This window comes from Paenibacillus sp. FSL H8-0317, from assembly GCF_045040685.1.
GTDB lineage: Bacteria > Bacillota > Bacilli > Paenibacillales > Paenibacillaceae > Paenibacillus.
The window spans coordinates 4,599,743-4,608,734 of record NZ_CP150294.1 but is presented as its reverse complement, the minus strand read 5'-3'; the positions used below and the strand labels follow the sequence as shown (position 1 = coordinate 4,608,734).

Sequence of the window (8,992 nt, the reverse complement as noted above, 5' to 3'; positions counted from 1 at the left end):
AAATAAACGGTAGGGGGTGATTGAAAATATGAAAACGAAGTATGCGAACCTTTTGAGGGACGCGGTCGTTGAAAGCAACTTGACTTATTCGAAGATCATTGACAAATGCAAAGAAAAAGGCGTTTCTTTCTCTGGTTCTTATCTGAGTAAGCTATGCACTGGTTGGATGCCACCGCCGTCAGATGATATCAATAGAGCATTGGCGGAAGTCTTATCTCCTGTGTCTTCTATAACCTATGAAAAATTAGCTTTGGCGAAGTATAAGGAAATAATACCCGCAGATATATTGGAAGCAATAGCTGCTGGGCAATAAAGGGAGGGCACCATGAAACGCCTTGAAGAGATCCTCGGAGAAATGCAAAGTCTTGATGTAGATCCGTTGCGAATTGACGAAGAAATTAAAAAGCTTGAAAGTGAATTGTCAAATTTCCTAAATCAGGAGGTTCAGCATGGTGAATAAAAAGTTGTTGGAGCCGTATGAGCGTGAATTCATTAAGATTCTAGCAAGACAGGCTCGACGCAACATGGAGAAGAAGTTACAAGGACTTCCTCAGAAAAAAACAGCTAATTGATTTGAATAAGAAATTTAGAAAGGAGCCTTGAATTGAAGATCAAAATTGACCAAATCAAAGTAAGCGATCGAATTCGTAAGGACTTTGGAGGAATCGAAGAACTGGCGAATGACATCGAACAAAACGGTCTTATTAATCCTATAGTAGTAACCCCAGATTATCAGTTAATTGCAGGAGAGCGCCGCTTGCGTGCTCATCAGTACCTGGGACGTAAAGAGGTTGTAGTCCGGGTTATGGAAATCAGCGACTTCGAACATCAACTCCGGCTAGAAATTTCGGAGAACGAGCACCGGAAAGAATTCACCTTCTCGGAGCGAGTTGAATGGGCGAAGCGGTTGGAGGAAGTTGCACGGATTAAAGCCAAGGAACGGATGGCAGGAGGCAAGGAAAATATTCCTGAGCAGCCTGCCGGACAGGTTCGCGACATTGTAGCTGATCAAGCAGGATTTGGATCAGGCAGAACCTACGACAAGGCCAAGTTCATTATGGAAAATGCCACACCGGAAATCATTCAGCAGCTTGACGCAGGGATCATTTCCACACACAAAGCATATGTGGAGACAAAAGAGCGACTTGAAGCTGCTTTACGAGAGGCTGAGACTCGTGCTAACCAAGCTGAGCAGGAGAAGGAAGAACTCCAGCGGCGGTATAAGGATACGGTTCCGGCAGATCAGGTGGATGAGGCTGTAGCGGCGGCGGTTGAGCGTCGAGACGAGGAGGCGGAAGTTATCCTGGCGCAGAAAGCTCAGGAAGCTGCTAAGCAGATTAAAGAGCTTGACCAATACTGGAAAGAGAAACTCCAAGAAGATGTAGAAGCTGAGCGCCTGAAGATCGAAGAATTGAAAGCTGGTTATCAACGGACGAAAGAAGAGTTGGAGACTATGCAACTTCAACAGCCTGATAACTTCGATGAACAACATGCTGCTGCTCAAATGAAGAAACTTCGTTTCGAAGCTGATAGAAATACCATACAGATCAGCATCCATATAAATCAGTTTCTTCAGAAAGTCGGCATCACATCGTTTATGCTTGGAGCCGTCTCCGGTGCTAGTGCCGGTGAGAAAAAACGGTTTTCAGAAGGTCTTGACATGCTCCAATCTTTCATTGACCAGATGCGTCCGGCAATTAATTCAAGAAAGGTGGTAGACAGACATGACATTGATTCCTAATCAGCCTGACTATCTGACAATCGTTGAAAGACAGTTGCAGCTTACAGAGGCACAGGGAGTTGCTATCCGAGGATTATGGGATAGCATGAAACAAATGCAAGATGACGTTGCTGAAAAGGTTGGAGAGGTTCAGATGATGGTGCAGGAGGTTCGAGACAGCGTAACGCTGACGGATGCAGAGTGCTACCAACTCCAGTCTCTTGTCCGCAAGAAGTCGAACTCATTAACAAAGGACAGGTACAAAGAGTCTGACGAGAAATTCAAGGACCTGGTCGGTCGTTATCGTAGGATGGTCTGGAGTAAATTGAAAGATCGGTTTGAGGTAGCGAAATACAGCCATGTACGGCGTATCGACTTTGATGATGCGGTTGAGTTCATTAAGGAATTTCGTCCGGAAGACTACATCTGATCTAATAGGAGTTGAAACCGATGAGATTAAAATTCATGACGCTTGACGATTTGGCGCGTATCTGGTCACACAAACCTTTGCAGCATGAAATTATTCAGAGAAACATTGCCAAAAAGAAATGATGATTCGTGCTCAGAAGTTAATGCAAACCAGAATGTTGCGAAGAAAGATCAGGGATTTATGTGATGACGCAATCGATGCGCTCTCAATGGAACTTAATATTAAATTCATCAAAAAGAAAATTAAAGTGCTCCGTAACGATCTTGAAAAGTTGGAACGTTCAATAGATAAGAACGCAGAATATGAAGGTCTGATCTGGAAAGAGCCATCAGGCTATAAGGTTGAAGGGGCAGTGATTGGATTGTGTAAACACTGCGATAGAAAAGTGTTCTCGGGACAAAAATTTCCTGATCCAAAAGAAGAAGGACTCTTTTGTAACTACTATTGCAGAAGAGTCTACCGCAATAACAGCATCAAATGAGTCCTTAGATTAATCGTGCTACCAACACGATCATTTGAAAAACAATTCAACGGAATTATATCACGGAAATTAAATAATTCAAATAGGAGGTCTGCTTCGTGAAAGGAAATAAGGATTTCACTGTATGGGGCACAAGTCTTGCTGTTAGAGGAGATAAAGAAATATCTCACCCCACTTTCATTAGCATGTTAGACATGATGAATGGAAGAGGCTTCACTATTGGATCAGATCCACATATAGATCGTAATTACTCACTTCTTTCAAAAGATCATTTTGCAGGAAGTAAGGGCGATCTGCTCTTCGTAGCAGAGAAATATAACTGTGGCGCAAAAATTGAGTTCTATCAAGAAATAAATGTTGAGAATAGAAACGGTGGAAGATACGACTTTGATAAATTAGATAAGATGTCGTATCTGCTGCAAAAACGATTCTTGGTTGAAATAAAACACATGGAACATTTTTTGATGAGTGAAGGATACTCTTGTGACACTGAGCCAGTTTTGAAAACGTCCCACGATAAGATATTTCATGAACTCAACTCACCAAGCAGACATTGGAGTTCAGAAAATCTTCCTGATTATAACGCTTTGGACAAGGATGGGAAGAGAATATCCAATGGCGAAGTGAAGTATTTCAGGGATCGAAAAGGAACGCTCATGCGCGGCACTGTCTATCACAATATCAATAATATGTGGTGGACTATTCTGAACAAAGACACGTACAGAAACCTGGCATGTTTCGAATTATTTGACCTTACAACAAAACCTGAGAACAGTGTAAGGAAACTGTCGAAGAGATCAGGGCATCACAATCCGAAATCTAGGTTTGTTCCCACTGAAGAAAATTTAAAACAATATAAGTCGTTAGCTAAGCAAGCAGGGAGATTTGGCAGAGCAGATTTAGCTAATAGAGTATTGGCTTATCTGTATGAAATAAATTGGATGTCTCGTAAATTCGAGTTTATCAAGAAAGAAAATGGACGTCTTGGATTAGTAGAGACAGAAGGGAATCCATACTTCATGGGACAGCGTATTGGAGAAAGGAAGTATGATCCTCCCCAAGCAGTAAAGTTATACTCGCGCAACTTACCAATGTCGAGTACAGAAGCATCATGGATTACAGGACTGCGTGACTATGTTACAGGTGGGAAGCCCACTATTTCAAAATGGTTCTGTAAGGATGGAAACGGAGAAGGTGGACAGGCTTACCTTTGGCCGGAGGTTAGGGAACGATTACTCCATATTGGAGCGCATGTATAAGTAAGGAGTGACTGCATTGTCTCTACAAAAACAATATACATTAGGTGAGTTATACAGCCTAGCAGAACAGTGCAGTCACGATTATCCGGCTACACTGGCTCGGAAGATCGAGTTTTTGACCGAGGTACAGGTTATTTTGGGCCGTAGAGCTGCTGAAGCAGTGAGAGACTATAAACGTATCTACGCCCAGAGAAAGCGTGAGTATGCAGAAGCATACCTTGCTGCTGGCAAAGACAAAGCTCAGCGTGCGGAGCTGGCAATCATTGAGATTCGTCTTAAGGAAGCTGATGCTGAGGCAGACAAGGTTCGCTGGCATAACGCAGTGGAAAGTAATGATCAGGTTATCAATTCGTTGAAGTATAGCTTGAAGGTTCTTCTGGCGGAGTTCAACAATCCAGCCAGTGGAAAGAGGTAGTAATCACAAGTTTCTGGAGGGAGTAGGATGAGCTCAGTAAGTATCTGCATATGGTGCGAACGCGATCATGAAGAATTAAGCCACATGAGGTTTGTTGACTTTTCTGGCACGGGATACGGAATTTGCGAAGCATGCTATTGGCGGTTAGAAGACGATGGTTTCATGCGAAGCAACCCCCGCAGAACACCTGTGAATGTCACCAAGAAAATACCTGTTTATTCTAAAGCAGAGATCCCCAAAGATATAAGGAGATTGGTTTTGGAAAGGGATTGTTATAAATGCCAATATTGCGGGAGCGAAACAAAATTGACTATTGACCATGTCGTTCCTGAATCAAAAGGCGGCCCAACTGAGCCGCATAATTTAGTAGTTGCTTGTAAGTCTTGCAATTCAAGGAAGGGTGTTAAAGACGCAGAGCAAATGAACATTATAATCCAGAGGGATGATTCGAATGTCTGAAATAAAATGGATCAAACTTAGCACAGGTATGTTTAGTGATACAAAGATTGAACTCATCGAAGACATGCCCGAGGCTGATACGATCATTGTAATCTGGCTCAAGTTACTGACGATGACTGGCAAAGCAAATATGGGAGGATACATCATGTTGACTGAAAACATCCCATATACAGAAGAAATGCTTTTGTCTGCTATTAAACGCCCTTTACCTGTTATAAAAATGGCTTTATCCATCTTTGAGAGATTCGGTATGTTAGAAGTTTCTGAACACGGAGCTTACTTCCTCCCGAATTGGGAGAAGCATCAGAATATTGATGGCATGGATAAGGTCAGAGCACAAACAAATGATAGGGTTCGCAAGTTCCGAGAGAAGCAAAAATTGCTTTATCCGGGGCAAAAAACTAATTCAGATTGTAACGTTACAAGAAACGCTACAGGTAACGTTACAGTAACGCCCGGTAACGGAACAGAACTAGAACTAGATTTAGAACAAGAAAAAGATAGTAGTTGTTGTTTATCGCCCGAGGATGATAACAAATCTAAAGATGAGGGGATACCGTCTTCCCGGCAAGGTACCGTTCCTGCCACTCCTGAAACAGATGCTGACTCTGGACAGGATGAAATATCATCGACTGAATTGGATTATCGCAACGCGGTTGCCAGCAAGTATTTACAACGCAGAGGTAAGGGCATGGATATATCTCCAGCGGATGAGGTGAGTATATCCGAATTGATCAGAGACAAGGTACCACTGCAAACGGCTCTTGATGGAGTTGACAAAGCGTTTGACAACTTCAAACCCAAGCATTCTCGGGACGAGATCAGGAGCGTGAACTACTGCTCTACAGTGATTCAAGCTCTCCATGCTTCGAACACAGAAAATTCGAATCAATCGGATACACAACGTGCAGCAGAACAGGTTCCTCCTGAAAACGTTGTTCCTGAAGTACCAGGCGAACAGTACACCGAAAACGATCTTCAAAAAATGCTTGCTGAACTAAGAGCAAAACAAGGGGTGTGAAGCAGTGGGCAGCTTTCAAGAAGAACTAAAAGCGTTGATGCCAGATCGGTTTTTGGAACGCCGAGCCTCTGCCATTGAACGGATTGATAATCACCCAGAGATGAAGAGGCTTAGACAAAAGTATCCTGATCGTTCAGGAGACCTGACAAGCCCAAGGCGATACAGGGATGTATCCGAACATTTGGTTCAATGTGATGCATGCGCCACGTGCCCCGGTCTAATAGGGTGTCAGAATGTCCAGAAGGGGCACAGAAGCGTTGAGGAACCAAGCCCGGATAAACAGGACGAGTTGGTGTTCAGGCTTAAAAAATGCGAACTGTTGAAGTCTTACGAGCGGCAACAGGGCATAGGAGAACGAATTAAGAGTCACTTTATTCCTGAGCATATTTTGAACGCCACCTTTGACGACATTGAACCTGATCCTCCAAGGATGGCAGCTATTGCGGGAGCAGTAAAGTTTTGTAGTGAATTTGTTCCCAAAGAAACGGTACAAGGATTGTATTTGTACGGACCAATGGGAGTGGGCAAGAGTCTTTTTGCCGGAGCTATCGCACGGGAGTTAGCTAAATGTGAAGTGGATGTCCTCATGGTGTACGTACCTGACTTTATCGAAGAGGTTAAGGATGCCATTGGCTCCAAAGAGAGCGTAGCAAAGAAACTGGATGCTCTCAGAACGGTACCAGTGCTTATCATGGATGATATTGGGGCAGAGTCGATGAGTGGTTGGGTAAGGGATGAAGTTATTGGTCCGGTTCTCCAGAGACGTATGGAGCGGTTGCCGACCATCTACACATCCAATCTAACGATACAAGAGTTGTTCAAACATTTTGCTAATGCCAAGGGATCTCAGGATGAGAAGAAGGCAGCTCGGATCATTGAGCGGATCGAACCATTTGTAAAGTTGCTGCCAGTAGGCGGAAGAAATAGACGGAGGGGATAATCAGATGTGTAAAACTTGTGGTGGAGCAACAGTGAAATATCAGTTTATTGGTGCAATGATGATGCTCGGACCTTGCCCGGAGTGCAATCCCAACGCAAAGAAAAAGCCGTTGGAGGTGAATCGACCTTATGAAAATAGTCGTTGATAGCGAACTGCTGGCAGAAGCCTTGGAAGATGCAAGTAAGGCCATTGCAAGCAAAAATATTATGCCAATCCTGGACTGCTTTTTGATCGAAGCTGGAGCGGATGGGGTAAAGGTCACCGGAACGGATACAAGAACAACGATACAGTCTTATATTTTTAGTGAACATGTTCAAGTTGAATCGCCTGGTCAGATTGCACTCCCTAAGCTATCACTGGAAGTGATCAAGAAATTGAATGGCGATGTGAGCATTGAGAAGCAGGGAAACAACGTGATTATCATTTCTCGGAAGAAAGAAATAGATATGGGTGTCTTCGATACAGAAGAGTTTCCGAGAGTACCTGACATTGATGATAGTGAGTTGTTTGAGACTACAGGCAGAGAACTTAAACGGCTATTCAGAAAAGCGACTTATGCTGCTGATCCAACAGGGAAGAATGCGGCAATCCTCGCCGGAGCACATGTATACATCAATGACGGAGTATTTGGCATTGAAGCGACAGACCGGCACAGACTTGCAAAAACGGAGCAGCACACAGAAGTGGGTAACTTGGGTGGAGCTGTCATTGAGGCCAAGGCATTGGGTGAGTTGCAAAAGATAATCTTGGATAAAGACAATCTTGAATTCGGATTCTCTAAATCTTCTACCGGGGCCGTGGTGCATGTATTTGCTAGAACAGATCGTTTTACCTTTTACTCCCGAGTGTTGGAGGGGGCGTTCCCGGATGTGAGCCGGATGTCGATTGTGCCAGATGGTGTTACCGAGGTGATCGTAGATAAAGGAGAGATAATGAGTTGCCTTGACCTCGTATACACACTTGCCAAGGAAGAAAAACATAACCAGGTCGTCATCAGCATCACAGAAAATGAAGTGAGCATTCGCGGTAAAGGAAGAGAATCTGGAAAGGCGAATGAGAGTATAGTACCAGTTTCATTTAAAGGCGAAAATTTTGCCGTTGCACTGAATTCCAAGTACTTCATAGATGCTATCAAAGCATTAGAAGGAGATAAGGTGACACTGGTTTTCCCTGGTAAGTTGAAGCCGATTTATATCCTGGATGAAAGTGACGAGAGATCACTCCACATTGTACTTCCTTATAGGACGGAAGAAGTGTAATGAACAAATACAATGCAACCAAGGTGATCGTCACTGAAGACGGGACATTGTTCTCGGAATGGATCGTTAAAAAGCACAACCTTGATATAGCCGGTATACGATTCGATAGCATAGCTGAGGGAGAGTATTATCAGCTCCTTCTCCAGCAAAAGAGGTTTGGGGAGATTAAAGCCTTCGAATGTCATCCTAAATTTGTTCTTCAAGAGAAACCAAAGGTCACTTACACTGCTGACTTCCTGGTAACAGAATTAGACGGCAGTCAACGGGTGGTGGATATTAAAGGAGTCGAGACATCCACCTTCCGAGTAAAACTGAAACTGTTCCAAGCAAAATATCCGAGTTCACCAATAGATATACTTGTTAAAAAGCGCGGAGAATTCATACCGCTTGCCCAATATAAGAAGGAAAAAGCAGCGCGGAAACGAGCGGCGAATGCACTTAAAAAACGAGCAGATGAAGGGAGAAAGAAAAATGCAAATCAAATTCACCGTAATCAAAAATGAGGATATCGAAAAACATCTTAACGAACAGGACAAAAGCGAACTTTCTAGTCTCCTGTGGAAGATTCAGGAGCTGCGCCTTCTGGAGGGGAAAGCTGCGTTGAACACTTACCTGGTTGTGAACACGGACGAAGAGTATGCAACGGACATTGTTCGTATTCTGCAAGAAAACGGCCATTGGGGTCCAACACATGATCCAAATCAAATCGAGTTTCGGCAAGAGGGAGATACGATGGAGCTTCCAGAAGTTAAGAGTCCCGTCTGAATGGAAATTAAAAAGGAGCACAGAGGTTTACTTATCCTCTTGCTCCTGCACTATAAACAAATCTTCCACGCCTATACCTAATGCTCTTGCAATAGTAAACAAATGTGTAGATTCATGACGAGTATTTCTATCAAATCGACTTAAGGTTCCCTGAGGAATACCGGTCATTTCTGATAATTGTTGTTGAGTAATCCCCTTTTCTTTTAAAAGAGGCATTAAATTAGGTTTCGCATTAATCATAGT

General features: G+C 43.4%; 16 protein-coding genes. 15 read left to right on the top strand and 1 reads right to left on the bottom strand.

The genetic code is table 11. From position 1 onward, the window contains the following. The first annotated feature begins 28 nt into the window (after nucleotides 1-28). From MHB43_RS20565 to MHB43_RS20495, 15 genes are all read left to right on the top strand, one after another. The gene (locus tag MHB43_RS20565) at nucleotides 29-313 is read left to right on the top strand and encodes a hypothetical protein (protein WP_127549773.1); all 285 of its coding nucleotides are present in this window, start codon (nucleotides 29-31) and stop codon (nucleotides 311-313) included. 12 nt (nucleotides 314-325) lie between these two features. After that, nucleotides 326-460 (top strand): hypothetical protein, encoded by a 135-nt coding sequence (locus tag MHB43_RS20560; protein ID WP_341073524.1) that lies wholly within the window; start codon nucleotides 326-328, stop codon nucleotides 458-460. Beyond that, nucleotides 450-572: a hypothetical protein gene (locus tag MHB43_RS20555; RefSeq protein ID WP_354437326.1), complete on the top strand. Its 123-nt coding sequence runs from the start codon at nucleotides 450-452 to the stop codon at nucleotides 570-572. The genes MHB43_RS20560 and MHB43_RS20555 overlap by 11 nt, the downstream gene beginning before the upstream one ends. 32 nt (nucleotides 573-604) lie before the next feature. Beyond that, complete coding sequence (locus tag MHB43_RS20550; protein WP_405117898.1) at nucleotides 605-1,741, top strand: ParB N-terminal domain-containing protein; 1,137 nt, start codon at nucleotides 605-607, stop codon at nucleotides 1,739-1,741. Next, entirely contained in the window at nucleotides 1,725-2,150 is a 426-nt protein-coding gene (locus tag MHB43_RS20545) for an ORF6C domain-containing protein (RefSeq protein ID WP_405117897.1), read from the top strand. The genes MHB43_RS20550 and MHB43_RS20545 overlap by 17 nt, the downstream gene beginning before the upstream one ends. A 154-nt stretch (nucleotides 2,151-2,304) precedes the next feature. Continuing rightward, on the top strand, nucleotides 2,305-2,631 hold the full coding sequence (locus MHB43_RS20540; protein WP_405117896.1) for a hypothetical protein: 327 nt from the start codon (nucleotides 2,305-2,307) through the stop codon (nucleotides 2,629-2,631). 98 nt (nucleotides 2,632-2,729) lie between these two features. Then, on the top strand, nucleotides 2,730-3,890 hold the full coding sequence (locus MHB43_RS20535; RefSeq protein WP_405117895.1) for a hypothetical protein: 1,161 nt from the start codon (nucleotides 2,730-2,732) through the stop codon (nucleotides 3,888-3,890). 7 nt (nucleotides 3,891-3,897) lie between these two features. After that, on the top strand, nucleotides 3,898-4,305 hold the full coding sequence (locus MHB43_RS20530; RefSeq protein WP_241230735.1) for a hypothetical protein: 408 nt from the start codon (nucleotides 3,898-3,900) through the stop codon (nucleotides 4,303-4,305). Nucleotides 4,306-4,332: 27 nt separating this feature from the next. After that, on the top strand, nucleotides 4,333-4,764 hold the full coding sequence (locus MHB43_RS20525) for an HNH endonuclease (RefSeq protein ID WP_405117894.1): 432 nt from the start codon (nucleotides 4,333-4,335) through the stop codon (nucleotides 4,762-4,764). Continuing rightward, the gene (locus MHB43_RS20520) at nucleotides 4,757-5,785 is read left to right on the top strand and encodes a phage replisome organizer N-terminal domain-containing protein (protein ID WP_405117893.1); all 1,029 of its coding nucleotides are present in this window, start codon (nucleotides 4,757-4,759) and stop codon (nucleotides 5,783-5,785) included. Before MHB43_RS20525 ends, MHB43_RS20520 begins: the two co-directional genes overlap by 8 nt. A 4-nt stretch (nucleotides 5,786-5,789) precedes the next feature. After that, nucleotides 5,790-6,725: a primosomal protein DnaI gene (dnaI, locus tag MHB43_RS20515; RefSeq protein ID WP_405117892.1), complete on the top strand. Its 936-nt coding sequence runs from the start codon at nucleotides 5,790-5,792 to the stop codon at nucleotides 6,723-6,725. Nucleotides 6,726-6,729: 4 nt separating this feature from the next. Beyond that, nucleotides 6,730-6,870 (top strand): hypothetical protein, encoded by a 141-nt coding sequence (locus tag MHB43_RS20510; RefSeq protein ID WP_405117891.1) that lies wholly within the window; start codon nucleotides 6,730-6,732, stop codon nucleotides 6,868-6,870. Beyond that, nucleotides 6,854-7,984 carry a DNA polymerase III subunit beta gene (dnaN, locus tag MHB43_RS20505; protein ID WP_405117890.1) on the top strand — a complete coding sequence of 377 codons (1,131 nt, stop codon included), beginning with the start codon at nucleotides 6,854-6,856 and terminating at the stop codon, nucleotides 7,982-7,984. The genes MHB43_RS20510 and dnaN overlap by 17 nt, the downstream gene beginning before the upstream one ends. Continuing rightward, on the top strand, nucleotides 7,984-8,487 hold the full coding sequence (locus tag MHB43_RS20500) for a DUF1064 domain-containing protein (RefSeq protein ID WP_405117889.1): 504 nt from the start codon (nucleotides 7,984-7,986) through the stop codon (nucleotides 8,485-8,487). Before dnaN ends, MHB43_RS20500 begins: the two co-directional genes overlap by 1 nt. Next, nucleotides 8,456-8,749 (top strand): hypothetical protein, encoded by a 294-nt coding sequence (locus MHB43_RS20495; protein ID WP_405117888.1) that lies wholly within the window; start codon nucleotides 8,456-8,458, stop codon nucleotides 8,747-8,749. Before MHB43_RS20500 ends, MHB43_RS20495 begins: the two co-directional genes overlap by 32 nt. A 27-nt stretch (nucleotides 8,750-8,776) precedes the next feature. Here MHB43_RS20495 and MHB43_RS20490 read toward each other — a convergent pair whose 3' ends face one another. After that, nucleotides 8,777-8,989 (bottom strand): helix-turn-helix domain-containing protein, encoded by a 213-nt coding sequence (locus tag MHB43_RS20490; protein WP_405117887.1) that lies wholly within the window; start codon nucleotides 8,987-8,989, stop codon nucleotides 8,777-8,779. Nucleotides 8,990-8,992 lie beyond the last annotated feature (3 nt).

Excerpts from the sequence above, each read along its gene's own strand:
- MHB43_RS20565 (WP_127549773.1), top strand. The coding sequence starts at position 29 with ATGAAAACGAAGTATGCGAACCTTTTGAGGGACGCGGTCGTTGAAAGC.
- MHB43_RS20560 (WP_341073524.1), top strand. The coding sequence starts at position 326 with ATGAAACGCCTTGAAGAGATCCTCGGAGAAATGCAAAGTCTTGATGTA.
- MHB43_RS20555 (WP_354437326.1), top strand. The coding sequence starts at position 450 with ATGGTGAATAAAAAGTTGTTGGAGCCGTATGAGCGTGAATTCATTAAG.
- MHB43_RS20545 (WP_405117897.1), top strand. The coding sequence starts at position 1,725 with ATGACATTGATTCCTAATCAGCCTGACTATCTGACAATCGTTGAAAGA.
- MHB43_RS20540 (WP_405117896.1), top strand. The coding sequence starts at position 2,305 with ATGTTGCGAAGAAAGATCAGGGATTTATGTGATGACGCAATCGATGCG.
- MHB43_RS20525 (WP_405117894.1), top strand. The coding sequence starts at position 4,333 with ATGAGCTCAGTAAGTATCTGCATATGGTGCGAACGCGATCATGAAGAA.
- MHB43_RS20520 (WP_405117893.1), top strand. The coding sequence starts at position 4,757 with ATGTCTGAAATAAAATGGATCAAACTTAGCACAGGTATGTTTAGTGAT.
- MHB43_RS20510 (WP_405117891.1), top strand. The coding sequence starts at position 6,730 with ATGTGTAAAACTTGTGGTGGAGCAACAGTGAAATATCAGTTTATTGGT.
- dnaN (WP_405117890.1), top strand. The coding sequence starts at position 6,854 with ATGAAAATAGTCGTTGATAGCGAACTGCTGGCAGAAGCCTTGGAAGAT.
- MHB43_RS20500 (WP_405117889.1), top strand. The coding sequence starts at position 7,984 with ATGAACAAATACAATGCAACCAAGGTGATCGTCACTGAAGACGGGACA.
- MHB43_RS20495 (WP_405117888.1), top strand. The coding sequence starts at position 8,456 with ATGCAAATCAAATTCACCGTAATCAAAAATGAGGATATCGAAAAACAT.
- MHB43_RS20490 (WP_405117887.1), bottom strand. The coding sequence starts at position 8,989 with ATGATTAATGCGAAACCTAATTTAATGCCTCTTTTAAAAGAAAAGGGG.